The organism is Brevundimonas sp. NPDC092305, from assembly GCF_044755415.1.
Taxonomy (GTDB): domain Bacteria; phylum Pseudomonadota; class Alphaproteobacteria; order Caulobacterales; family Caulobacteraceae; genus Brevundimonas.
The window spans coordinates 1,230,148-1,251,665 of record NZ_JBIVQY010000001.1 but is presented as its reverse complement, the minus strand read 5'-3'; the positions used below and the strand labels follow the sequence as shown (position 1 = coordinate 1,251,665).

The window sequence follows — 21,518 nt, the reverse complement described above, 5'->3', positions numbered from 1 at the left end:
CCTTGCTTTCCCGAGCGCGCGGCCGGACCAACCGCCGCCCTTGGGATCGCCGATGAAGAAGATTGAAGCTGTCATCAAGCCCTTCAAGCTGGATGAGGTGAAGGAGGCCCTGCAGGATGCGGGGGTCCAGGGCATGACCGTGCTGGAGGCCAAGGGATACGGCCGCCAGAAGGGCCACTCGGAACTGTATCGCGGAGCGGAATACGTCATCGACTTCCTGCCCAAGATCAAGATCGAGGTGGTGGTTCCCGACGATCTGGCCGCATCGGTGATCGAGGCGATCCAGACCGCAGCTCACACAGGCAAGATCGGCGACGGCAAGATCTTCATCTCCGAGGTCCTTGACGTTATCCGCATCCGCACCGGCGAGACGGGGGCCCAGGCCGTCTGATCGCAAATCCACCGGCCGCCCGACAGGGCGGCCGTTTCCTGTCCTCCCCCAGAAGAAACGGACCCTCGAGAATGAGCGCCAAGAAAATCCTTTCGGAGATCAAGGAGAAGGACGTTCAGTACGTCGACCTCCGTTTCACCGACACCAAGGGGCGTATGCAGCACGTCACCTTCGACATCGATCTGGTCGATGAGGAGTTCCTGGAAGAGGGAACGATGTTCGATGGTTCCTCGATCGCCGGCTGGAAAGCAATCAACGAGTCCGACATGCTGCTGAAGCCGGACCTGAACGGCTACTGGATCGACCCGTTCTACCAGCAGACCACGCTGTTCCTGTTCTGCGACGTGCTGAACCCCGACACCAACGAGCCCTACAACCGCGACAGCCGCTCGATGGCCAAGAAGGCGCTGGCCTATGTCCAGTCCTCGGGCGTGGGCGACACCGTTTTCTTCGGCCCGGAAGCCGAGTTCTTCATCTTCGACGACGTGCGCTGGTCCACCCAGCCGCACGACACCGGCTACACCTATGACTCGATCGAGCTGCCGGCCAACACAGGCGCCGAATACTCGGAAGGCAACATGGGTCACCGCCCGGGGCCGAAGGGCGGCTATTTCCCGGTCAACCCGACCGACAGCGCCCAGGACCTGCGCGGCGAAATGCTGGGCGTCATGCGCGACCTGGGCATGCAGCCCGAGAAGCACCACCACGAGGTCGCCCCGGCGCAGCACGAGCTGGGCCTGAAGTTCAGCGACCTGCTGACCATGGCTGACCGCCTGCAGCTCTATAAGTACGTCATCCACAACGTCGCCGCCGCCTACGGCAAGTCGGCGACCTTCATGGCCAAACCGACCTTCGGCGACAACGGCTCCGGCATGCACGTGCACCAGTCGATCTGGCGCGACGGCAAACCGCTGTTCGCCGGCGACAAGTACGCCGGCCTGTCGGACCTTTGTCTGTGGTACATCGGCGGCATCATCAAGCACGCCAAGGCCATCAACGCCTTCGCCAACTCGACGACCAACTCCTACAAGCGTCTGGTCCCGGGCTACGAAGCCCCGGTGAAGCTGGCCTATTCGGCCCGCAACCGCTCGGCCTCGATCCGTATTCCGTGGGTGTCCTCGCCGAAGGCCAAGCGCATCGAAGCCCGCTTCCCGGATCCGATGGGCAACCCCTATCTGACATTCGTGGCCCTGCTGATGGCCGGCCTCGACGGTATCGAGAACCGCATCGATCCGGGCGCTCCGGCCGACAAGAACCTGTACGATCTGCCGCCGGAAGAGCGCGGCTCGATCCCCGAGGTTTCCGGGTCCCTGCGTGAGGCCCTCGAGGCGCTCGACAAGGATCGCGCCTTCCTCAAGAAGGGCGGCGTCATGGATGACGACTTCATCGACAGCTACATCGAGCTGAAGATGGAAGAGGTGATGCGCCTGCAACTGCACCCGCACCCGGTCGAGTTCGACATGTACTACAGCTGCTGATCGACAGGGGGATCTGACGATCGACAGAGGGCGCCGGGCGAGAGACCGTCCGGCGCCTTTCTCGTTTGGGTGGGCTCAGGCCGCCAGCTTGGCGATAAGCGGCTGTAGCGCCTCGTCGGTCTCGGGCGCCAGTTCGTTCAAAAAGGAGATCAAGGCGCGTTCGTTGTCGTCGAAGACGCCGTCCCGCCCGATCCGGTCGACTAACCAGCGGGCCTCCAGAGCATCCACCGGAGCGGCGGTGGAGGCAGCACGGGTTCGGCTGTCTAGACGCTCGGCGAAAACGTCTTCGTCAGGCGAAAGCCCTTGGCGGAGCAGTCCCGGAAGTGCGATCAGCATCCGATTCCGTGCTTGGTTTGCGGTCTTGGGCATACCGCCCGTGCGATTCCAGAAGCCCGCCCAAATGCCGTCTTCCGGATTGGCCAGCCAGCGCTCCCGGCGCAGAGCTTCCTCACGTCCCGGAGGAGCCCAACCAGCAGCGGCGGTGACGGCGTTGGCTACTGCGCGCATGAAGAAGTCGGTCCATGACGGATCATTGGCCGCGCCACGGGTGGCGTCATTCAGGTCGAACAGGGCGTCTGCCTCTTCCCGCGATATAGCCAGACGACCCGGACCAGATGGGGCGAACATCAGTCGGCGCATTCGCTCGACCTCTTCGCTGCTGATCACGCCATCGTTCTCGACCACCGATCGGGTGACCAGTCGCAGTCCGAAAGCCGCCAGCGACGCCGGCGCAGAATCGGTCTGTTCGAGCACGCGGACGACCAGTTCCAGCTCGGTGGCGTCCCGCACCCGCCGATCCGTCTCGATGCGGGCGATCAGCCAATCCGCCTGCGCTTCGGTGACATACCCGGCGGGCTCCTGTTGCCGCACGAGCCAGTCAGTCAGAGCTTCAAGGAAGAAGGCGCGCCACGCAGGCGTGCGCTGCTCCGTTCCTTCGTCGATGCGGAACAGGGCCTCGACCTCATCGGGGGTTACGGTGACCTCTCCGAAAACGGCCCGGCGCAGCGCCAGGACATCGTCGTCGGTCACCTCGCCGCGCGCGGTGAGATCATTGCAAAGGTCTGTCAGACTCATGGTTCAAGCCCCGGTTTCGCGCCGAGGATGCACACGCAGCGTTACGCTTGGGCTAACGAGCGCAGGCGGTCAGGCAGCCACCGCGTCTTCGGTCTTCTTGCGCCGCAGCTCGATCAGGCGAACGCACCAGATTGAGACCTCGTAGAGCAGGCACAACGGCACGGCGAGCATCAGCTGGCTGATCGGATCAGGCGGCGTCACGACGGCGGCGACCACGACCACGGCCACGATGGCGTACCGACGACCCTCGGCCATCAGCTTCGACGAGATGATGCCGGCGAGACCCAGCAGGGTCATGACGATCGGCAGCTGGAAACAGAGGCCGAACGCCAGCAGCAGGGCTGTAACGAGGTTCAGATACTCGGAAATCTTCGGAAGCAGGGCGACCGAAACGCCTTCGCCTGTGACCTGCTGGCCCAGCGAGAACCACATGACGAAGGGCAGCATGACGAAATAGACCAGCGCGGCACCCAGCATGAACAGCAGGGGCGCGGCGATCAGAAACGGCAGGAACGCGCCCTTCTCATTACGATAGAGACCCGGCGCCACGAATTTGTAGAGCTGCCAGGCCAGAACCGGGAAAGCCACCACAATCGCGCCGAAGCCGGCGATCTTCATCTTGGTGAAAAGCTGCTCCAGCGGGGCGGTGGCGATCAGCTGGACCGCCTCCTGTCCGCCGGCCGGGATCGGCTTGAGCCAGGCCGTAACGGCGATCAGGTCGAAGGGGTTCACATGGTGGCCGGTTCCGGCCGACGCCGCATGCATGGCGGCCGCCGCCTGGAAGGGATGGATCAGAATCAACTGGATATCGGCGGCGAAGTAGAAGCACCCGAAGAAGGCGAGAATGAAGGCGATGACGCAGACTACGAGCCGCGATCGCAGCTCGATCAGGTGGTCCATCAGGGGCGCGCGCGACGCCTCGATCTCGGCTTCGTCGCGATCGACGCGGCTCATGATTTCACCGCCGTCTTGCGAGGCGCGCGAGGCTTGGCGGCGGCAGCTTTTGCGGTCGTCGCTTTCGCCTTCGCAGGCTTGGCAGCGCTCTTCGCCGCCACCTTGGCGCGAGGCTTCCGCGTTTTAACGGTTGCGGGTTCGGCCGGCGCTTCGACCGTCGTCGCGGCAGGGTCGGGCCATTCATCGGGTGCAGGCAAAGGCTTCGGCGTATCCAGCAGCGGCCGGTTGAGGTCGTCGCTGATGCTGCGGAAGGTCGCGTCCGCGTCAGGGCCGAGCGGCATCATGTTGGTCTGGCCGCGACGCAGGGCCTCGACCTCCTTACGCAGGTCGTCGAGCTCCGACTGACGCGCCATCTCGTCGAAGCTGGAGCGAAACTCGTTCGCCATGTTGCGCGCCTTGGCGACCATCTTGCCCAGCTTGTTCAAAAGCGCAGGCAGACGCTCGGGCCCTACGACAAGCAGGGCCACGATAGCGATCACCAGATATTCAGCGCCCCCGATGCCGGGGCCCAGACCACCCATCCGTCAGTCTCCGGACTCGCCCCGGCGACTAGCGCTTCAGCTGTTCTTTTTCTTCGTCCGTATGGGGCAGGGCGCCCGCCCGCTCGTCATGCGGCTTGGACTCGTCGGTGTCCTTCAGGCCGTCCTTGAACGCCTTCACGCCCTTGGCCGCATCGCCCATCAGTCCCGAAAGTTTGCCCCGGCCGCCGAACAGCAGCAGGACGATCACGGCGACGATGGCCCAGTGCCAGATGCTCATTGAGCCCACGACGGTCTCTCCTCGTTCGGGCCGATGCGCGGCCCGGTCAAACATTCACGCCGCATATAGGCCGTTCGGTGGCGCGACGCCAAGCAAACCATTACGACCGCGCCCATGAGTCACGTGATCATCCACACCGACGGCGCCTGTCGCGGCAATCCGGGCCCCGGAGGCTGGGGCGCCGTGCTGCAGACGGGGCAGGGTCATGAGAAGGAACTGTGGGGCGGCGAGCCCCTGACGACCAACAACCGCATGGAACTGATGGCGGCGATTCAGGCGCTCGAGGCGCTGACTCGCCCGTGCCGCGTCGACCTGCACACCGACAGCAAATACGTGATGACCGGCATTACCGAATGGATTCGTGGCTGGAAGGCGCGCGGCTGGAAGACGGCCGACAAAAAGCCGGTCAAGAACGACGACCTGTGGAAACGCCTCGACGAGGCCCGCAGCCGGCACGATGTGAAATGGCACTGGGTCAAGGGTCACGCCGGCCATGAGCTGAACGAGCGGGCCGACGGCCTGGCGAATCGCGGGATCGACGAACTGCCTCGCTAGGCTGGGCGCACCTTCAGCTTCGGTCCGTCGATCGACTCGACCACCACGCTTTCACCGGCCAGCGGCGCGGCTCCGTCGATCTCGGCGACCCATTCGGCGCCCGAGACGAATACCCGGCCGCGCCCGTCGACGAAGGCCTGAACCACCTGAGCGCGCTGGCCGACCAGCCGGCCGTCACGGGCGTTGATGTCGGGGCTGTCGCCGGGGTTCACGCGCTGGATCAGGCGACGCGACAGCAGGGTCGCGGCGAGGGTCAGTACGGCGAACAACACCGTCTCGCCCCAGAAGCCCAGCGGCGCAAAGGCGGCGACCACCGCCGTCACGCCCGCCGCCACCGCCGGCCACAGCAGCCACTCGGTCGAGAAGGCCGCCTCGACGGCCAGCAGCAAGACGCCGATCGCGAGCCAGATCCAGAAGGGTTGGGCCGAATGCAGGTCGATCAGGGCGTCCATGGGCCTACTCCGTGCGGGGCGTTGAGGTGCGGGGCGGACGCGGCGGCGTAGCGCGCGGCGCGTTCTGCTGGTCCTTGGCCAGGCCCACCAGCTGGCCGACGCCGGCCAGGGTCCCGACAAGCGCGCCCATTTCGGCCGGCACGATGACGGTCTTCTGCTGCGGGCTGCGGGCGAGTTCGGCGAAGGCCTCGACGTATTTCTGGGCGACGAAGTAGTTGATCGCATTCACGTCGCCGCGGGCGATGGCTTCCGACACCATGGCGGTGGCCTTGGCTTCGGCCTCGGCTTCACGCTCGCGGGCCTCGGCGTCGCGGAAGGCGGCTTCGCGGCGGCCTTCAGCTTCCAGAATGGCGGCCTGCTTGGCGCCCTCGGCGCGCGTGATGGCGGCCTGCTTCTCGCCGTCCGCCTCTGTGACGACGGCGCGGCGTTCGCGTTCGGCCTTCATCTGACGCGCCATTGCGTTGGTGATGTCGGTCGGCGGCGTCAGATCCTTGATCTCGATCCGGTTGGCCTTGACGCCCCAGGGCTCGGTCGCCGCGTCGATGACCTGCAGCAGGCGGGTGTTGATCGAGTCACGCTGAGACAGCACTTCGTCCAGCTCCATCGAGCCGACCACGGTCCGCAAGTTGGTCATGCAGAGCTGGGCGATGGCGTAGGGCAGGTTGTCGACGCGATAGGCGGCGCGGGCAGCGTCCATCACCTGGATGAAGACGATGCCGTCGACCTTCACCACGGCATTGTCCTTGGTGATGACCTCCTGCGTCGGGACGTCCAACACCTGTTCCATCATATTCATGCGGCGACCGATCCGTTCGACGAACGGAGTCAGGATGCTGATGCCGGGGCCCAGCGTCCGGGTATATTTGCCGAAGCGTTCCACAGTGAATTCACGGCCTTGCGGCACGATCTTCACCACGCTGAACAGCAGGACGAAGGCCAGTACGACCAGAACGATGATGGCGACGTAACTCATGCAAGCCTCTCTTTCCCGCCAAGGTTAGCAGGCGGCCGGACCTGCGCCATAAAAACCGGACAGGCCGATCATGAACTCGCTGTAATGATTTCGATGGCCTGGCGAATGATGCGCCGGGTTTCGGCCCAGTCGACCATGCCCATCGCCTTTTCAACCGGTACGAAACGGGCGTCGCTGGCGTCGTCTCCGGCGACCGGTTCGCCGCTCTTCCAACGCGCGGCGTAGTCGATCAACACATAATGCCGGCCCGCTTCCGGGAAAAGGCCGTCGACCACGTCGATCAGACCGACCAGTTCCGCCTCCACGCCCGTCTCCTCGCGCAACTCCCGCAGGGCGGCGTCCACGGCTCGCTCGCCCGGCTCGATCCGGCCGCCGGGCAGGCTCCATTCGCCCAGCCGCGGCGGTGCGCCCCGGCGGATCAGCAGCACCTCGTCGCCGCGCAGGCAAACGACGCCGACGGCGGGAACGGGGGCGGGCAGGGTCGCGGTCATTGCCGAACCCTAGCTTGGCCCTTCCGCCGCGCCCATGACTTTGACACAACAGGGTATGACCTCCCCGTCACCCCAGGCTCTCGACGCCCTCAAGGCCGCCCTTGGCGACGGCGGCTGGACCGACGATCCCCAGCTGATCGCCCCCTGGCTGACGGAATGGCGCAATCGCTGGACGGGCCACACGCCGCTGATGCTGACGCCCCGGTCGACCGAAGAGGTCGCGCGAGCGGTCAGGATCTGCGCCGAGCACCGCGTGCCGATTATCCCGCAGGGGGGCGGCACCGGCCTCGTCGGAGGGCAGATCCCTTATGGCGAGGTGCTGATTTCGCTACGGAAAATGCGGGCGATCCGCGACGTCACACCTCTGGACGACGCCATGACAGTGGAGGCCGGTCTCACCCTGCTGGAAGCCCAGCAGGCAGCCTCGGCGGCAGGGCGCACGTTTCCGCTCAGTCTGGCGGCGGAAGGCAGCGCGACCATTGGCGGCGTGATCTCGACCAATGCGGGCGGCACACAGGTCGTCCGCTACGGCATGATGCGGGATCTGGTGCTGGGGATCGAGGCGGTGCTGCCCAGCGGAGAGGTGTTCAACGGCCTCAAGCGCCTGCGCAAGGACAACACCGGCTATGACCTGAAGCAGCTGCTGATCGGCGCCGAGGGCACGCTGGGCGTTGTCACGGCGGCGACCCTGAAGCTGTTTCCCGTCCTGCGCAGTCGCGCGGTCGCCATCGTCGGGCTCGAAGCCGCCGCCGCCTCCATTGAGCTTTTGGCCCGCGCCAAGGCCGAGACGGGCGGGGCGGTCGAGGCGTTCGAACTGATGAAGCGCCTTGGCATGGCGCTGGTCCTGAAGAACATCCCGGACACGCGCGAGCCGCTGGAGTCGACGCCGGAGTGGTATGTCCTGATCGAGATCGCCTCGGGCCAGCCCGGCGCGGCCGAGGCCCAGATGGAGCGGCTGCTAGAGGTCGCCTTTGAAGAAGGCCTGATCACAGACGCCGCCATCGCCCAGAACGACGCCCAGCGCGCCGCATTCTGGCGCCTGCGCGAGGAACATTCCGCCGGTCTTAAGCCCGAGGGCGGCGGCTGGAAGCACGATGTCTCGGTCCCGATCAGCCGGATCGCGGACTATATCGATGAGGCGACGGCGGCGGTTGAACGCTTCCATCCGGGCGCGCGCGTGTCGGTCTTCGGCCACGTCGGCGACGGCAACCTGCACTACGATGTCCTGCCCGGCGCGGGTCAGGACGTGGCGGCCTTCATCGGTCGCTGGAAAGAAGGCTCGCAGGTCATCCACGACGTCGTCGCCCGATATGACGGCTCGATCAGCGCCGAACACGGTCTGGGGCGGCTGAAGACGGAGGAAGCCATGCGCTACAAATCCGCCGTCGAAATCGAGACGATGCGGGCGATCCGACATGCCATGGATCCGCTGCGGATCATGAACCCGGCCGTACTCTTCTGACCTGTGGACGACCAGAACAAAAATAGAACAATGGTCTTGAAGCCGCGTGTTGTCGCAGCCTAGGCTGCGCGCAGGAGGCCCTCATGCGCGATATCCGCAGCGACTGGTACGAACCCCGCAATCCGGACGCCAACCCGCGCGGCCGGCTGATCATCCGGTGCCTCGCGCCCCGCTGTACCCATGCGGCACTGATGGACCCGCGTCCGGTTTTCGGTTCCCGGTCGAACTGGCCGGCGGCCGGGCGTTCGCAGCGTTTCCGATGTGTCTGCGGCGGACGTGAGAGCGAGGTCAGCTACACCGCCAACACCGCGCTTTCCAACGGCCCGATCTCGCAGGATGTCATCCGCCTTTGGGCCTGAGCGGGCGCGTCCGGCTTGCCCCTGCGGTCTGATCGGCTTACCGCTGCCCGCCTTGATTCACGGCAGCGGAGCCCCGTTCATGACCCTCGCCCTCCTGTTTCCCGGACAAGGCAGCCAGTCGGTCGGCATGGGCGCTGCTCTGGCTGACGCTTACGCCAGCGCCCGCGAGGTCTTCTCCGAGGTGGACGAGGCGCTGGGCCAGAAGCTGTCGCAGCTGATGCGCGAGGGCCCCGAGGATCAGCTGACGCTGACCGAGAACGCCCAGCCGGCATTGATGGCCGTTTCCGTCGCCGCGATGCGCGTGCTGAAGGCGGAGTTCGGGGTGGATGTGACGAAGGCGGCGTACGTGGCTGGTCACTCATTGGGCGAATATTCGGCCCTGTGCTCCGCCGGCGCGATCTCGCTGGCTGACACGGCGCGCCTGCTGAAGCTGCGCGGTCAGGCGATGCAGCGCGCCGTTCCCGTGGGGCAGGGGGCCATGGCTTCCCTGATCGGCCCTAGGACCGATCTGGCGCTGGCTGAAGAGGCCGCGAAGGCCGGTTCGGAAGTCGGCGTTTGCGTGGTCGCCAACGACAACAACAACGGCAATGTCGTCATCTCCGGCGACAAGGCCGCAGTGGACCGCGCGATCGAAAAGGCCAAGGAACTGGGCGCGCGGGCTATCCCGCTGAATGTATCGGCGCCGTTCCACTGCCCGCTGATGCAGCCGGCCGCCGATGAAATGGCTCAGGCTCTGGCGTCCGCGACCATCTCCGCGCCGGCAGTGCCGATTATCGCCAATGTGACCGCACGCCCGGAGAGCGACCCGGAGGTCCTGCGGCGTCTCCTTGTCGAACAGGTCACCGGTCGGGTCCGGTGGCGCGAGAGCATGGAATGGATGGCGGGCGAGGGCGGCGTGACCCGCTTCGTCGAGATCGGCTCGGGCAAGGTCCTGACCGGCATGGCCAAGCGGATCGCGCCAGACGCCGAAAGCCTGGCGCTGAACGCTCCGGAAGAGCTTGAAGCGTTCGCGAAGTCGCTCTGAGAGATCGAAGGAAGAAACCATGTTCAATCTGAGCGGAAAAACCGCGCTGGTCACCGGCGCAACCGGCGGAATCGGCGGCGCGATCGCCCGGGCGCTGCATGCGCAGGGCGCCGCAGTCGTTTTGTCCGGCACGCGTGAAGCGGTGCTGCAGGATCTGGCTGGTCAGCTGGGCGAGCGGGCTTTCGCCGCCGCCGCCAACCTGTCGGACGCGGAGTCCGTCGATGGCCTGATCGGCCGGGCCGAAGAGGCGGCGGGCGCGTCGCTGGACATTCTGGTCGCCAATGCAGGCATCACCAAGGACGGCCTGCTGATGCGGATGAAGGATGAGGATTTCTCCGACGTCATCAAGGTCAATCTGGAGAGCTACTTCCGCCTGTCCCGCGCGGCGGTGAAGGGCATGATGAAGCGCCGCACCGGCCGGATCATCGGCATCACCTCGGTGGTTGGCGTCACGGGCAACCCGGGCCAGACCAACTATGCCGCCTCCAAGGCCGGCATGATCGGCTTCTCCAAGGCGCTGGCCCAAGAGGTCGGTTCGCGGGGGATCACGGTGAATTGCATCGCCCCAGGCTTCATCGCCTCGCCTATGACCGATGTGCTGAATGACCAGCAGCGGGAGACAATCCTGAAAAACATTCCCGCCGGACGGCTGGGCGAAGGCTCGGAAATCGCGGCCGCCGCCGTCTATCTGTCATCCGATGAAGCCGCCTATGTGACGGGCCAGACCCTGCACGTGAATGGCGGCATGGCGATGATCTAGGATCGATCACAGCAGGTGACGCCTCTTCCCCAACGTCATGGCTGTGCTAAATGCGGTCGCAACCGCTTCGCCTGAGTCCCGTTATAGGCTTGCGCAAGCGGCGCCGTGATCCTACGGCAAGGTTTGAGACAAACGGCCGCCTACGGGCGGCGCTAGAAGGCAGAGACAGAACATGTCCGACACCCTGGAACGCGTCCGCAAGATCGTTATCGACCACCTGGACGCCGATCCGGACAAGGTCACCGAAAAGGCCAGCTTCATCGACGACCTGGGCGCTGATTCGCTCGACAACGTCGAACTGGTCATGGCCTTCGAGGAAGAATTCGACGTCGAGATTCCGGATGACGCCGCCGAGCACATCCAGACCGTTGGCGACGCCGTGAAGTTTATCGACGAGAAGCTGGCCGGCTGATCGCCGACCTGTTCAACGGCTTTGATGGCCGCCGTGACGCCCCTAGCGGGGCCGTCCGGCGGCCATTATTGTTTATGGCTTCGAATCCGAATGTGAAGGAGCGCGCCTGATGCGTCGCGTCGTCGTTACCGGTCTCGGTCTGCTGACCCCCCTCGGATGGGGCGTCGAGCATACCTGGAAGGGCATCCTCGAGGGCCGGTCGGGCATCGGGCCGATCACCAACTTCGACACCGAAGGCTACGGCTGCACGATCGCGGGCGAGATTCCGTCTGTCGACGGCCGGGGCGGCGGTGGGCCGGACGTTCCGGGCAGCTTCGACCCCGAAAAGGTCATGTCGCCCAAGGACCGCAAGCGGGTCGACGACTTCATCCTTTACGCCATCGCCGCGGCCGACGAGGCGCTGGCCGATGCGGGCTGGAAGCCCGAGAGCGAAGAGGACAGGGAACGCACCGGCGTCATCGTCGGCTCCGGCATTGGCGGCCTGGGCCCCATCGCGGAAACGGCTCTGGTCCTGAAGGAGCAGGGACCACGCCGGATCAGTCCGTTCTTCATTCCGATGTCGCTGATCAATCTCGGCAGCGGCCAGATCTCGATCCGCCACGGACTGAAGGGTCCGAACCATTCGGTTGTGACCGCCTGCGCCACCGGCGCCCATGCCATCGGCGACGCGGCCCGGATGATTGCGCTCGACGACGCGGACGTCATGGTTTGCGGCGGGGCGGAGAGCTCCATCGTGCCGATCGGCATCGCCGGCTTCCTCGCCTGCAAGGCCCTGTGCACCGCCTTCAACGACACGCCCGAGCAGGCCAGCCGTCCGTACGACAAGGACCACGCCGGCTTCATCATGGGCGAGGGGGCCGGGATCATGGTGCTGGAGGAGTACGAGCACGCGAAGGCCCGCGGCGCGAAGATTTACGCCGAGGTCGTCGGCTACGGCATGAGCGGCGACGCCTATCACATCACCGCCCCGTCCGAAGATGGCGAAGGCGGTCTGCGCGCCATGAAGGCAGCGCTGAAGCGGGCGGACCTGCAGCCGTCGGACCTCGACTACGTCAACGCCCACGGCACCTCGACCATGGCCGACTGGATCGAATTGCACGCTATCGAGAAGCTGGTGGGCGATCACGCGAAGGACCTCGCGGTCTCCTCGACCAAGTCGATGACCGGCCACCTGCTGGGCGCGGCCGGCGCGATCGAGTGCGTATTCAGCGTGCTGGCCATCCGCGACCAGATCGCGCCGCCGACCATCAATCTCGACAACCCTGAGGAAGAGACCGCGATCGACCTGGTTCCCCACAAGAGCAAACCGATGAAGATCGACGTGGCGATGTCGAACAGCTTCGGCTTTGGCGGCACCAATGCCTCGGTCATCTTCAAGAAGGTTGACTAGATGGCGCGCAAGCCGATCGGGACCGGACCGGCTCGCCCCTATCCCGCGCGATCGGGACGCATGACCGCCTTGCTGGCCGCCGGCGCGACCTTCGGCGGCTTTCTTCTGGTGGCCCTCATTGCGATCTGGGCGGTGCTTTACGCGCCCGGTCCATCGGCGCGATCCGGCGACACGACTATCGTGACGCTGCCCAGCGGCGCCGGTGTCAACGCTATCGGCGCCCAACTGAAAGCGTCAGGGGTTATCCGCTCAACGGATCTGTTTCGCGCCGCCGCAAGCCTGACCGGGGCCGACCGCCGGCTGCGAGCAGGAGAGTATGAGGTGCCATCGGGAACCTCGCTCAGCGGCGTAATCGCCCTGCTGGTCGACGGTAAGGTCGTGCGGCGCTTCGTGACCCTGCCCGAGGGTTGGTCGTCGGCGCAGGCGGTCGACATCCTGAACGCCGAAACCCTGCTGACCGGTACGATCGAGACAACACCCGATGAAGGTTCGCTGTGGCCGGAAACCTACGAAATTTCCCGTGGCGCGAGCCGCCAGTCGGTGATCGACCGCATGCGGCGCGCGCGCGATGACAATCTGGCCCGGCTATGGGCCCAGCGCGGTCCCGGCTCCGTTGTGCGCTCGCCCGAAGAGGCGATGATTCTGGCGTCCATCGTGGAAAAGGAAACGGGCGTGGCGTCCGAGCGGCCCCGCGTCGCTGCCGTCTTCTCAAATCGACTGCGCTCCGGCATGCGCCTGGAGAGCGATCCGACGATCGTCTACGGCATCACCCAGGGTCGGCCGCTCGGCCGGGGCATACGCGCGTCCGAACTGGCCGCCTCGACGCCGTACAATACCTATCAGATCGATGGCCTGCCGCCGACGCCGATCTCCAATCCGGGCGCGGCGTCCATCGCGGCCGTGTTGAACCCGCCCCGGACGCGCGACATCTTCTTCGTCGCCGACGGGACCGGCGGGCATGTCTTCGCCGAGACGTACGAGCAGCACCTCGCCAACGTCGCCCGCTGGCGCGCCATAGAGCGTCAGCGCGCGGGCCTGCCGCCTGAGGCCGTGGCTCCGGTGGCGCCCGGGATCTCGCCCGTTCCGAACGCCTCGCCGGACTCGGCCGCCACGGCGCCTGACGCCTATGTGGTGCCGCCCGGCGCCAAGGTGATCCGCGTCCCGCAAGCGGCGCCCGCCCAGTGAGCGCCATCTCGGGCATGACCGGTTTTGGTCGGGCGGACGGCGCAGCGGGCGACTGGAGCTGGTCTGTCGAGGCGCGCTCGGTCAACGGCCGGACACTTGAGCTGCGGTTTCGGGGCCCGCCCGGCTTCGACAACCTTGAACGGCTGGCGAAGGCGTCGGCACAGGCGCGACTGCAGCGTGGACAGGTAACTGTCGGCGTTCAGGCCCGCCGGACGGCCGCGGCCGATGCTGCGCTTCAGGTCAACGAAGCGGTTCTGGCTCGCTATCTCGAACTGGCCAACCAGCTGGCCGAGGACGGGTGCACGCCGCCGTCGGCGGATGGCCTTCTTGCCCTGCGCGGCGTCCTCGATGTGGCGGACGAGAATCAGGACCCGGACGCGCGAGCGGCTATCGAGACCCAGATCGCGGCGACCATCGATCAGGCGCTGGACGCGTTGAAGGCCTCTCGCGAACGGGAGGGCAGTCAGCTCGAACCGGTGATCGCCGGCTTTGTCGACCGCATCGAAACCCTCGTTGCTCAGGCCGAGACCGAGGCCGCCGCCCAGACCGACGCCATTCGCGAACGCTTCTCCCGCCGCATGACCGAACTGGCGCCGGACGCGCCTGGTCTGGAAGATCGCATCTTCCTCGAAGCCGCAGCGCTGGCGACCAAGGCGGATGTGCGCGAGGAGCTGGATCGGCTGGGCGCCCACGTGGCCTCGGCCCGCACCCTGTTGCAGCAACCCCCCGCCGGCCGAAAACTCGACTTCCTGATGCAGGAATTCATGAGGGAGGCGAACACCCTCTGCTCCAAATCGGCTACCACCGCGCTCACCGGAATCGGCCTCGAGCTGAAAGCCGTGATCGAACAGCTGCGCGAACAGGTCCAGAATGTCGAATGAACGCACGCCCCGCCGGGGCGTCCTCCTGATCGTCGCCAGCCCGTCGGGTGCGGGCAAGACCAGCCTGTGTCGCCGGCTGATGGCGGACCATGGCGGTCTGGAGCTGTCGATCTCGATGACCACCCGCGACATCCGTCCCGGTGAGGTCGCAGGCCGCGACTACCACTTCGTCAGCCACGAAGAATTCCAGCGCCTGATCGACGAAGACGCCTTCCTTGAATGGGCGGATGTGCACGGCAATCGCTACGGCAGCCCGCGCCCGCCGATCGACAAGGCTCTGGCCGAAGGTCGGGACGTGCTGTTCGACATCGACTGGCAGGGCGCCCGCGACATCGCGGAGAAATGCCCGGAAGACGCCGTTCGCGTGTTCATCCTGCCGCCCAGCCTGGAGGAACTTCGCCGCCGTCTGGTGACCCGGTCGCAGGACGCGGACGACGTGATCGAGCGCCGCATCCAGAACGCCAAGGGCGAGATCGAGCATTGCGACATGTTCGACTACGTCTTCGTCAACGATGACTTCGACCGGTCGTACGCCGAGCTGGCGCACATCTATCACGCGGAACGCAGCCGCCGGCGGCGGAACCTGTGGGTCGAAGGCTACCGATCGGCGCTGCTGAGCGAGCAGGTCTAGGGCAACCCTTTTCGGCGAGCGCCGTTCCTGCGGCATGACCTCATCGCCTGACCGGAAACGCTGGATGCCCGCAGTTCTCGCGGGCGGCGTCGCGACAGTCGCTGTAGCGGTCGTCACCAGCCTTGCACTGTCGGGCCATGCGCCTGTCCGGGCAGCGTCAGGCCAAGCCTTGCAGATTGCTTTCTTCCAGCCGCCCGAGCGGGAAATCACGCCCGGATCGGTGATGGATGTCGGCTCAGTCGTAGATGGCTATGAGCACCGGCCCCCGCCGCCGCCTTCGCCGCCATACGCTGAAACCGCGTGGCTCTACGAAGAGGCGCCCGCTGATCCCCATCTGATCGCGGCGCCGGCCCGACCTGAGGATGTCGCCAGTATCACGATCTACACGGCGGCATCGCAGAACAGCGGGGGAGACCGCCTTGCCTTCGGGTTTGACGCGCCGCGGCCGGACTATGGCGAGGCGCGTCGTCGGCGCGAGGCCGAGCGGGAGCAGCGGATGGCTGAACGCCGAGTTGCCGAGGACGCCGGTTATTCCGGAGCGGGACCGAGGCCGGATTTCCGTCGGGAAGACGCCTTCTACTGAGCCTGAGGCTCAAGGGCTGCGGCCAGACGAAGGAAGCCTGCGACATCCACTGTCTCGGCGCGCACATCGGGCTCGATCCCGGCAGCCTCGCATAGTGCGCCGCCCCCCAGCGTTTTGAGGCTGGATCTCAGCATCTTGCGCCGCTGTCCGAATGCGGCGGCGGTTACGCGCTCCAGCCGCTTTAGCATGGCGGGCTCCGGCGGGTTCGCCAGCGGGACCAGATGCACCACGGCGCTGGCCACCTTGGGCGGCGGCGTGAAGGCGGCGGCGGGCAGATGCATCACGATCCGCGCGTCCGCGGTCGCCTGAGCGATCACCGCCAGCCGGCCGTAGGCGTCGTCACCGACCTGCGCCACGACCCGCTCGGCGACCTCCTTCTGGAACATCAGCGTCAGGGCGTACGGACGCCACGGCCCGGTCAGCCATTTGATCAGCAGCGGCGTGCCGACGTTGTAGGGCAGGTTGGAAACCAGATGCGCCGGCCCGTCGACAAGTTCGGCCTCCCTGACTTTCAGGGCGTCGCCCTCGACGATCTTCAGACGGCCGGACCCGTCGTCTAGCTCCGACAACAGCGGAATGAAGCGGGGGTCCTTCTCGACCAGAACCACCTTGCCCGCATCGCTTTCCAGCAGGGCGCGGGTCAGGCCGCCCGGACCGGGGCCGACCTCGACCACGCAGCGGCCCTCAAAGGGGCCCGCAAGCCGCACGATTTTCCGGGTGACGTTGAGGTCGAGCAGGAAGTGCTGGCCGAAGCTCTTCTTCGCCGCCAGCCCATGGGCATCGAGGTGTTCGCGAAGGGTCGGAAGGTCGGTCACGGTCCGGCCTTAGCGCGCCGCGCGCGCCGCCGCCATCTCCGAAGCCAGACGGATGGCCGCGATCAGGCTGTCCGGGCGGGCGACGCCCTTGCCGGCGATATCGAAGCCCGTGCCGTGGTCGGGGGAAGTCCGGATGATCGGCAGGCCGAGACTGACGTTCACACCGCCCCAGAAGTCCAGCGTCTTCACCGGGATCAGGGCCTGATCGTGGTAGAGGCAGATGGCCGCGTCGTAGGTCTTGCGAGCCTCGTCATGGAACAGGGTATCGGCGGGCAGGGGGTCGGTGATGGCGACGCCCTCGGCGCGCAGGCTCTCGACGGCGGGGGTAAGAACCTCGATCTCCTGCAAGCCCAGCGCGCCGCCTTCGCCCGCATGCGGGTTCAGGCCAGCGAGCGCCAGGCGGGGCCGATCGATGCCGAAGTCCCGCTTCATCGCCTCGTGCACGACCCGCGCCGTGCGGATCACTCGCTCTTCGGTGACCAGTTCCGGCACCTCGGCGAGGGGAACATGGATGGTCACCAGACAGGCCCGCAGATCCCGGGCCGTCAGCATCATCACCGGTCCCCGCGTTCCCGCGAAGGGCGCGTCGGCGGTCAGTTCGGCGATGAACTCCGTATGGCCGGGAAACCGGAAGCCGGCGGCGTAAAGCGGCGCCTTGGCGATCGGAGCGGTGACAACGCCGGAGACGTCGCCGGACAGGGCAAGGCTGACGGCTTGTTCGATCCAGTCGGCGGTCACGCCCGCATTCGCAGGGTCCGGCCGCCCGGCGACCGGCGGCGACTTCACGGGAAGGTCCAGCACTGGCAGGGCGGTGGCGAACACATCCGAAGCGTCCGACGGGGCGGTGACGCTTCGGCACGGCACGCCTTGCGCCCGCATCAAGGTCAGATCGCCGATCACGACGAACGGCGCGCCGTCCTGCCTCAGAGCGGTCCAGGCCTTGGCGATGATCTCGGGACCCACGCCCGCTGGTTCGCCCATGGTCAGGGCCAGCGGGGCGGACCCGGTCATTGCTGCTTGTATTCGATCAGCGCGTCGTCGCGCAGGTCGCGCATGTAGCGACGGCCCAGCGTGGCGAGGTTCTGACGGAACAGCTGGTTCTCGACCGCGCGGACATCAGGAGCCTGCGGTCCGCCGGCGCGACGGCCGCAGACGGCGAGGAGATGCAGACCCAGCGGGGTGCGCACGGGTGAGCTGACCGAACCGACCTCGGCCGACCGCGCGACCTGCTGGAACTGGGGCGCCAGATTGGCCACATCGCTTTCGCCCAGATCGGAGCCGAGCAGGCCCTGTTCCGAGGTCGCCCGCGCCAGCATGGTGTCGCAGGTCAGCTGGGGCTTCAGGGCCTCCAGACGCGTGTTGGCGGCCGCGACCTGATCCGGCGACGCCGTTTCCGGCAGCTCGATCATGACCTGCTTCAACTGAACCAGATTGACCGCCGCGCCGTCGCGCTTGTCGCGCATGTACAGGATGTAGACGCCGCCCTCGACCGGGATCGGGCGCGACAGCTGGCCGACCGCCAGCTGGTCAAGCGCCGCCTGCAGGGCGGGCTGGACCGTGCCTTCGACAACCCAGCCGGCGTCGCCGCCGCGAGGGCCCGAGGGCGCGGCCGAGAATTGTTGGGCCACGGCCTGGAAGGGCGCGCCCTGAACCATCTGCTGGACCAGCTGGTTGGCCCCGTTCACGGCCGCCTGCTGGCCGCCGACGCGCGAGGCTTCCAGATAGATTTCGCCGATCAGGTACTGCTTCTTGGACGCGGCCTCGTTCAGCTGGCGCATGGCGGCGTCGACGGCCGAGCGGCTGACCCGCGCCCGCGACTGGAAGCGGCCGCCCACCAGCTGTTGCCAGCCGATCTGGGTGCGGATCTGTTCGCGCAGGGTCTGGGGGCGGATGCCGCCCTGTTCGAGGAAGCGCAGATAGTCCTGGGCGGTGATCCCCGCCTCTTGCGCCATCGCTCCGATTTCCTCGTCGACTTCCTGATCGGAAACCCGAAGGTCCTTGTAGTTGGCCAGCTCCTGAAGCTGCAGGCGCTCGTCGATCAGGTTGTTCAGCGCCTGACGCGAGATGGCCGGCAGGTTCTCCTGCGTCGGCTGGACCTGCGTCATGGCGATCAACAGCAGCATGCGCTGACGCAGGTCGAAGCCGGTGATGACGCTGTCGTTGACCGTAGCCAGAACGCCGTCGGACAGCTGGAACTCGGGCGCGGCGGCCGGGGCCTGCGCGGGCGCCTGTTCGGCGGCGGGGTTCAGCGAGCCTGCGGCCGCCGGCGCCGTCTGCGGCGTCGGCTGGGGCGCGGTCTGGGCGACCGCAGAGCCGGCCATGAGGGCGACCATCGCCACACTGGTCATGTAACGCATCAAACGCATGTCAGTCCTAGATTCCTCAAGCCGCCCGGCCGGTTGGCGAGCCGCTCACGCCCCGTTTGGCGTCCACAGTCGCCGTCAATATCCTGTACCGCCGAAAGTGGCGAGGGTTAGGCGCACATATGGGCCTTCGGAGGGGCCGGAAGGCCGTACGCTCGTGTTGTCGCGGCGCCACCCCAGTTCGATCCGCAGACATTCGTCGTCGAACAACAGTCCGATTTCGGATCGAACCAGGGCGCTGGGATCAGGCTGACCGGGGCGCGGCGTGCGCTCAAGGTCCGCAATGCCGGCGAAGGCGACGCCCCAGTTGCCGACGACGAACTGCTGGCCGGCCAACTGCAGGAACTCATAGTTCCGGTTGTTCGGGCCCGCGATCGGGTTGGAGCGGTCGATGATATAGCTGACCGTCGCTAGGTTACGCCGGCCCCAACGTCCGTCGACAGCGACCTCGGCGCGACGTACGTCGCCGCCCGAATCGATCGTGGCATGCCCCCAGCCGCGGAACTGGTCCGACGGGGAAAACGAGCCCTGCACCACCCAGTCCGAGGTGTCGGATCCGAGGCCCGACGGATCGTAGAGCTCGCTGGGCAGGTCGGGGGAAGGGACCAGGTACTCGGGCTCGGCGTCGCTGCGGATGCTGCGTCCGACGAACAGACTGGCCTGCCGGCCGCCTTCCCAGCGCAGGGTCGTGCGAGCGCCGGCCGTGAAGCGGAAGCCGCCTTCATAGAGGTCGTAGCCGGGGAAGCGGTCGATGCGGAACAGGGCGCTTTCGTCCAGTTCCAGCGTCTGGCTGTCCTCGATCGGGATGCGCGCATCCAGATCGGGCCGGGTCGAAGCGGACAGTTGACCCATCGGTTCGAGGATGACGTCCAGTCCGTCGAACCGCCGGATCAAGGGATAGGTTACGTCCACGCCCGCCGTGGCCCGGCCGCGCGTGATCGATTCGTTGTCGTAACCCAGCATCGGCGGCAGGTCCGACACCGAATACAGGTCGCCCCGCACATCGATGAACGGCTCCCACCGCACGCCGCCAGCCGAGATCAAGGCTCGCCGCCACTCCGCCTGACCGGACACGCGTCGGGTATCCACGCCGGGCAGGCCAGCCGTAGGTCCTGCGGGAATCAGCGGCGGTCGCAGAACCGGGCCGCCCACGAAGTCGTCGCGGGTGAGCGCCACGGCGGTGCCGCGCAATCTCAACCGTCCGCCAAGAATGGGGCTGTCCGGCTCCCACCGGGCCTCAATCAGCGGCGCGACGATAGGGAGGGCGTTGTCTCGCTCGAACACGTTCAGCGCCGGCGTCACCGGATCGAACTGCGCCACCCGAAGGCTCTGGATGCTGAATGCGGCGACCGAGATGTAGGACCGCTGGGTCTGGCGCTCGATATAGGCCTGACTGATCAGCCGGCGCTGGTCTCCGTAGTAGAGGCCGTTATCCTGATAGGGCGATCGCACGTCGTAGCGGTCGAACAGGGTCTTGTCCGACGTCCGCTCGGCCGTGAAGCCCCAGCGCCATGGCCCTTCCGGATCGAAGCGGCCATAGCCCAGCAGATAGCTGCGGTGGGTGTGGTCGCCGAACGGCACGTTGCTCTCCGCGTCGCCGTCGCCGTCCAGATCGAAGTCGCCGAAGTTTCGCTCGTAGGTGTAGCCGCCCCGAACCACGATCGTCCCGTCCGTGAAGCGCCGGCGCCATTGCAGGTTCAGCAGCGGCGCAACGTCGGTGTTGAACTGGGGGCTGATCAGCCAGTCCTCGGACGGGGAGACCACCTGGTAGTACGGCGTCTCGAGACTGAAGCCCCGCCCTTCGTCATAGCTGGGGATCGGCACGAGGAAACCGGACGCCCGCTCCACCGTAGGGTCCGGGTGGGCGAAGAAGGGCGTGTAGAACACCGGCACACCGCCCAGACGGAACACTGCATTCCGGTACAAGACGGCGCGCAACGCCTCGTCCTGCACGACCTTCTCGGCCTGGATCGAAATGCTCGGTTGCTTCGGATTGCCGTCTGCGTCGCAGATCGGGCAGGGGGTGAAGATGGCGTAGTTCAGCTCGTTGACGTTCTCGCTGCGCCTGACCGCCGTCGCCGCCATCAGGCTCGCCCCGTTGCGGAAGCGGGTTGCGAAGTCGACGGCGACGCCCGCCTTCAGGTCTGCGTCCAGCTCAAGCTGGCTGGCGAAGACGGTGTCGCCCTCCGCATTGGTCAGTTCCACCCGATCGGTGGCGGCGGCTGTGCGCCGGGTCAGATCGTAGCGGACCTCACCGGCCCGCAGCGTCGCGCCGCGGAAGCGGGCCAGTACGCGTTCGGCCGCGCCGCTGGCGATGATTACATCGCCCTCACGCGTCGCACTGTCTGCGTCGATGTAGACGGCGTCGGCCGCAAGTCCGTCGGACGGGGGCGGGGTTTGCGGCGCCGCGGTCTGGGCGTGAACCGGGCCCCAAATCGCAAGGGCTGACAGCGCAGCGGCGCCGTTCAGCAACCTGAAGCGCAGGGCTCCTGAATCTGCGCGGGGGTCACGCGGCATGTAGGCTCA

Annotated in this window: 24 protein-coding genes; 13 read left to right on the top strand and 11 right to left on the bottom strand. The window is 66.6% G+C overall.

Annotated elements, in window-relative coordinates; genetic code table 11:
- Positions 1-52 precede the first annotated feature (52 nt).
- Both ACIQC9_RS06245 and glnA read left to right on the top strand, forming a co-directional pair.
- Positions 53-391 carry a P-II family nitrogen regulator gene (locus tag ACIQC9_RS06245; RefSeq protein ID WP_400613530.1) on the top strand — a complete coding sequence of 113 codons (339 nt, stop codon included), beginning with the start codon at positions 53-55 and terminating at the stop codon, positions 389-391.
- A gap of 71 nt (positions 392-462) precedes the next feature.
- On the top strand, positions 463-1,869 hold the full coding sequence (gene glnA, locus ACIQC9_RS06240; protein WP_400613528.1) for a type I glutamate--ammonia ligase: 1,407 nt from the start codon (positions 463-465) through the stop codon (positions 1,867-1,869).
- Positions 1,870-1,944: 75 nt separating this feature from the next.
- On the opposite strand, the gene ACIQC9_RS06235 is transcribed toward glnA, so the two are convergent.
- The 4 genes from ACIQC9_RS06235 to ACIQC9_RS06220 all read right to left on the bottom strand — a co-directional run bounded on the left by ACIQC9_RS06235 (position 1,945) and on the right by ACIQC9_RS06220 (position 4,665).
- Positions 1,945-2,943: a hypothetical protein gene (locus tag ACIQC9_RS06235; RefSeq protein ID WP_400613526.1), complete on the bottom strand. Its 999-nt coding sequence runs from the start codon at positions 2,941-2,943 to the stop codon at positions 1,945-1,947.
- Between the two features lie 69 nt (positions 2,944-3,012).
- The gene (gene tatC, locus ACIQC9_RS06230; protein ID WP_400613523.1) at positions 3,013-3,897 is read right to left on the bottom strand and encodes a twin-arginine translocase subunit TatC; all 885 of its coding nucleotides are present in this window, start codon (positions 3,895-3,897) and stop codon (positions 3,013-3,015) included.
- Complete coding sequence (gene tatB, locus ACIQC9_RS06225; RefSeq protein WP_400613520.1) at positions 3,894-4,418, bottom strand: Sec-independent protein translocase protein TatB; 525 nt, start codon at positions 4,416-4,418, stop codon at positions 3,894-3,896. The genes tatC and tatB overlap by 4 nt, the downstream gene beginning before the upstream one ends.
- 28 nt (positions 4,419-4,446) lie before the next feature.
- On the bottom strand, positions 4,447-4,665 hold the full coding sequence (locus ACIQC9_RS06220; RefSeq protein WP_400613518.1) for a twin-arginine translocase TatA/TatE family subunit: 219 nt from the start codon (positions 4,663-4,665) through the stop codon (positions 4,447-4,449).
- Positions 4,666-4,770: 105 nt separating this feature from the next.
- Here ACIQC9_RS06220 and rnhA point away from each other — a divergent pair, with 105 nt between their 5' ends.
- The gene (gene rnhA / locus ACIQC9_RS06215) at positions 4,771-5,211 is read left to right on the top strand and encodes a ribonuclease HI (protein WP_400613516.1); all 441 of its coding nucleotides are present in this window, start codon (positions 4,771-4,773) and stop codon (positions 5,209-5,211) included.
- On the opposite strand, the gene ACIQC9_RS06210 is transcribed toward rnhA, so the two are convergent.
- The 3 genes from ACIQC9_RS06210 to ACIQC9_RS06200 all read right to left on the bottom strand — a co-directional run bounded on the left by ACIQC9_RS06210 (position 5,208) and on the right by ACIQC9_RS06200 (position 7,127).
- The gene (locus ACIQC9_RS06210) at positions 5,208-5,663 is read right to left on the bottom strand and encodes an NfeD family protein (RefSeq protein ID WP_400613514.1); all 456 of its coding nucleotides are present in this window, start codon (positions 5,661-5,663) and stop codon (positions 5,208-5,210) included. The two genes, rnhA and ACIQC9_RS06210, sit on opposite strands and share 4 nt — an antisense overlap.
- Positions 5,664-5,667: 4 nt before the next feature.
- The gene (locus ACIQC9_RS06205; protein WP_400613512.1) at positions 5,668-6,636 is read right to left on the bottom strand and encodes an SPFH domain-containing protein; all 969 of its coding nucleotides are present in this window, start codon (positions 6,634-6,636) and stop codon (positions 5,668-5,670) included.
- Positions 6,637-6,704: 68 nt separating this feature from the next.
- Entirely contained in the window at positions 6,705-7,127 is a 423-nt protein-coding gene (locus ACIQC9_RS06200; protein ID WP_400613510.1) for an NUDIX hydrolase, read from the bottom strand.
- Positions 7,128-7,182: 55 nt separating this feature from the next.
- Here ACIQC9_RS06200 and ACIQC9_RS06195 point away from each other — a divergent pair, with 55 nt between their 5' ends.
- From ACIQC9_RS06195 to ACIQC9_RS06150, 10 genes are all read left to right on the top strand, one after another.
- Entirely contained in the window at positions 7,183-8,589 is a 1,407-nt protein-coding gene (locus ACIQC9_RS06195; RefSeq protein ID WP_400613508.1) for an FAD-binding oxidoreductase, read from the top strand.
- Between the two features lie 83 nt (positions 8,590-8,672).
- On the top strand, positions 8,673-8,948 hold the full coding sequence (locus tag ACIQC9_RS06190) for a hypothetical protein (RefSeq protein ID WP_400613506.1): 276 nt from the start codon (positions 8,673-8,675) through the stop codon (positions 8,946-8,948).
- A gap of 79 nt (positions 8,949-9,027) precedes the next feature.
- Positions 9,028-9,972 (top strand): ACP S-malonyltransferase, encoded by a 945-nt coding sequence (fabD, locus tag ACIQC9_RS06185; RefSeq protein ID WP_400613503.1) that lies wholly within the window; start codon positions 9,028-9,030, stop codon positions 9,970-9,972.
- A 19-nt stretch (positions 9,973-9,991) separates the two neighbouring features.
- Positions 9,992-10,732, top strand: a complete 741-nt coding sequence (gene fabG, locus ACIQC9_RS06180) for a 3-oxoacyl-[acyl-carrier-protein] reductase (RefSeq protein WP_400613501.1) — start codon at positions 9,992-9,994, stop codon at positions 10,730-10,732.
- Positions 10,733-10,904: 172 nt separating this feature from the next.
- The gene (locus tag ACIQC9_RS06175; RefSeq protein ID WP_105564338.1) at positions 10,905-11,144 is read left to right on the top strand and encodes an acyl carrier protein; all 240 of its coding nucleotides are present in this window, start codon (positions 10,905-10,907) and stop codon (positions 11,142-11,144) included.
- 109 nt (positions 11,145-11,253) lie between these two features.
- The gene (gene fabF, locus ACIQC9_RS06170; RefSeq protein WP_400613499.1) at positions 11,254-12,534 is read left to right on the top strand and encodes a beta-ketoacyl-ACP synthase II; all 1,281 of its coding nucleotides are present in this window, start codon (positions 11,254-11,256) and stop codon (positions 12,532-12,534) included.
- On the top strand, positions 12,535-13,719 hold the full coding sequence (gene mltG / locus ACIQC9_RS06165; RefSeq protein ID WP_400613497.1) for an endolytic transglycosylase MltG: 1,185 nt from the start codon (positions 12,535-12,537) through the stop codon (positions 13,717-13,719).
- Between the two features lie 14 nt (positions 13,720-13,733).
- Complete coding sequence (locus ACIQC9_RS06160; RefSeq protein ID WP_400615404.1) at positions 13,734-14,600, top strand: YicC/YloC family endoribonuclease; 867 nt, start codon at positions 13,734-13,736, stop codon at positions 14,598-14,600.
- Positions 14,590-15,231 carry a guanylate kinase gene (gene gmk / locus ACIQC9_RS06155; protein ID WP_400613495.1) on the top strand — a complete coding sequence of 214 codons (642 nt, stop codon included), beginning with the start codon at positions 14,590-14,592 and terminating at the stop codon, positions 15,229-15,231. Before ACIQC9_RS06160 ends, gmk begins: the two co-directional genes overlap by 11 nt.
- A 64-nt stretch (positions 15,232-15,295) precedes the next feature.
- Complete coding sequence (locus tag ACIQC9_RS06150) at positions 15,296-15,814, top strand: hypothetical protein (protein ID WP_400613493.1); 519 nt, start codon at positions 15,296-15,298, stop codon at positions 15,812-15,814.
- Here ACIQC9_RS06150 and rsmA read toward each other — a convergent pair.
- From rsmA to ACIQC9_RS06130, 4 genes are all read right to left on the bottom strand, one after another.
- Positions 15,808-16,629, bottom strand: a complete 822-nt coding sequence (gene rsmA, locus ACIQC9_RS06145) for a 16S rRNA (adenine(1518)-N(6)/adenine(1519)-N(6))-dimethyltransferase RsmA (RefSeq protein WP_400613491.1) — start codon at positions 16,627-16,629, stop codon at positions 15,808-15,810. The genes ACIQC9_RS06150 and rsmA overlap by 7 nt on opposite strands.
- 9 nt (positions 16,630-16,638) lie before the next feature.
- On the bottom strand, positions 16,639-17,640 hold the full coding sequence (pdxA, locus tag ACIQC9_RS06140) for a 4-hydroxythreonine-4-phosphate dehydrogenase PdxA (protein ID WP_400613489.1): 1,002 nt from the start codon (positions 17,638-17,640) through the stop codon (positions 16,639-16,641).
- Positions 17,637-18,995 (bottom strand): peptidylprolyl isomerase, encoded by a 1,359-nt coding sequence (locus tag ACIQC9_RS06135; protein WP_400613487.1) that lies wholly within the window; start codon positions 18,993-18,995, stop codon positions 17,637-17,639. Before ACIQC9_RS06135 ends, pdxA begins: the two co-directional genes overlap by 4 nt.
- A 75-nt stretch (positions 18,996-19,070) precedes the next feature.
- Complete coding sequence (locus ACIQC9_RS06130) at positions 19,071-21,509, bottom strand: LPS-assembly protein LptD (protein WP_400613485.1); 2,439 nt, start codon at positions 21,507-21,509, stop codon at positions 19,071-19,073.
- Positions 21,510-21,518 lie beyond the last annotated feature (9 nt).

Excerpts from the sequence above, each read along its gene's own strand:
- ACIQC9_RS06245 (WP_400613530.1), top strand. The coding sequence starts at position 53 with ATGAAGAAGATTGAAGCTGTCATCAAGCCCTTCAAGCTGGATGAGGTG.
- glnA (WP_400613528.1), top strand. The coding sequence starts at position 463 with ATGAGCGCCAAGAAAATCCTTTCGGAGATCAAGGAGAAGGACGTTCAG.
- ACIQC9_RS06235 (WP_400613526.1), bottom strand. The coding sequence starts at position 2,943 with ATGAGTCTGACAGACCTTTGCAATGATCTCACCGCGCGCGGCGAGGTG.
- tatC (WP_400613523.1), bottom strand. The coding sequence starts at position 3,897 with ATGAGCCGCGTCGATCGCGACGAAGCCGAGATCGAGGCGTCGCGCGCG.
- tatB (WP_400613520.1), bottom strand. The coding sequence starts at position 4,418 with ATGGGTGGTCTGGGCCCCGGCATCGGGGGCGCTGAATATCTGGTGATC.
- rnhA (WP_400613516.1), top strand. The coding sequence starts at position 4,771 with ATGAGTCACGTGATCATCCACACCGACGGCGCCTGTCGCGGCAATCCG.
- ACIQC9_RS06210 (WP_400613514.1), bottom strand. The coding sequence starts at position 5,663 with ATGGACGCCCTGATCGACCTGCATTCGGCCCAACCCTTCTGGATCTGG.
- ACIQC9_RS06205 (WP_400613512.1), bottom strand. The coding sequence starts at position 6,636 with ATGAGTTACGTCGCCATCATCGTTCTGGTCGTACTGGCCTTCGTCCTG.
- ACIQC9_RS06200 (WP_400613510.1), bottom strand. The coding sequence starts at position 7,127 with ATGACCGCGACCCTGCCCGCCCCCGTTCCCGCCGTCGGCGTCGTTTGC.
- ACIQC9_RS06195 (WP_400613508.1), top strand. The coding sequence starts at position 7,183 with ATGACCTCCCCGTCACCCCAGGCTCTCGACGCCCTCAAGGCCGCCCTT.
- ACIQC9_RS06190 (WP_400613506.1), top strand. The coding sequence starts at position 8,673 with ATGCGCGATATCCGCAGCGACTGGTACGAACCCCGCAATCCGGACGCC.
- fabD (WP_400613503.1), top strand. The coding sequence starts at position 9,028 with ATGACCCTCGCCCTCCTGTTTCCCGGACAAGGCAGCCAGTCGGTCGGC.
- fabG (WP_400613501.1), top strand. The coding sequence starts at position 9,992 with ATGTTCAATCTGAGCGGAAAAACCGCGCTGGTCACCGGCGCAACCGGC.
- ACIQC9_RS06175 (WP_105564338.1), top strand. The coding sequence starts at position 10,905 with ATGTCCGACACCCTGGAACGCGTCCGCAAGATCGTTATCGACCACCTG.
- fabF (WP_400613499.1), top strand. The coding sequence starts at position 11,254 with ATGCGTCGCGTCGTCGTTACCGGTCTCGGTCTGCTGACCCCCCTCGGA.
- mltG (WP_400613497.1), top strand. The coding sequence starts at position 12,535 with ATGGCGCGCAAGCCGATCGGGACCGGACCGGCTCGCCCCTATCCCGCG.
- ACIQC9_RS06160 (WP_400615404.1), top strand. The coding sequence starts at position 13,734 with ATGACCGGTTTTGGTCGGGCGGACGGCGCAGCGGGCGACTGGAGCTGG.
- gmk (WP_400613495.1), top strand. The coding sequence starts at position 14,590 with ATGTCGAATGAACGCACGCCCCGCCGGGGCGTCCTCCTGATCGTCGCC.
- ACIQC9_RS06150 (WP_400613493.1), top strand. The coding sequence starts at position 15,296 with ATGCCCGCAGTTCTCGCGGGCGGCGTCGCGACAGTCGCTGTAGCGGTC.
- pdxA (WP_400613489.1), bottom strand. The coding sequence starts at position 17,640 with ATGACCGGGTCCGCCCCGCTGGCCCTGACCATGGGCGAACCAGCGGGC.
- ACIQC9_RS06135 (WP_400613487.1), bottom strand. The coding sequence starts at position 18,995 with ATGCGTTTGATGCGTTACATGACCAGTGTGGCGATGGTCGCCCTCATG.
- ACIQC9_RS06130 (WP_400613485.1), bottom strand. The coding sequence starts at position 21,509 with ATGCCGCGTGACCCCCGCGCAGATTCAGGAGCCCTGCGCTTCAGGTTG.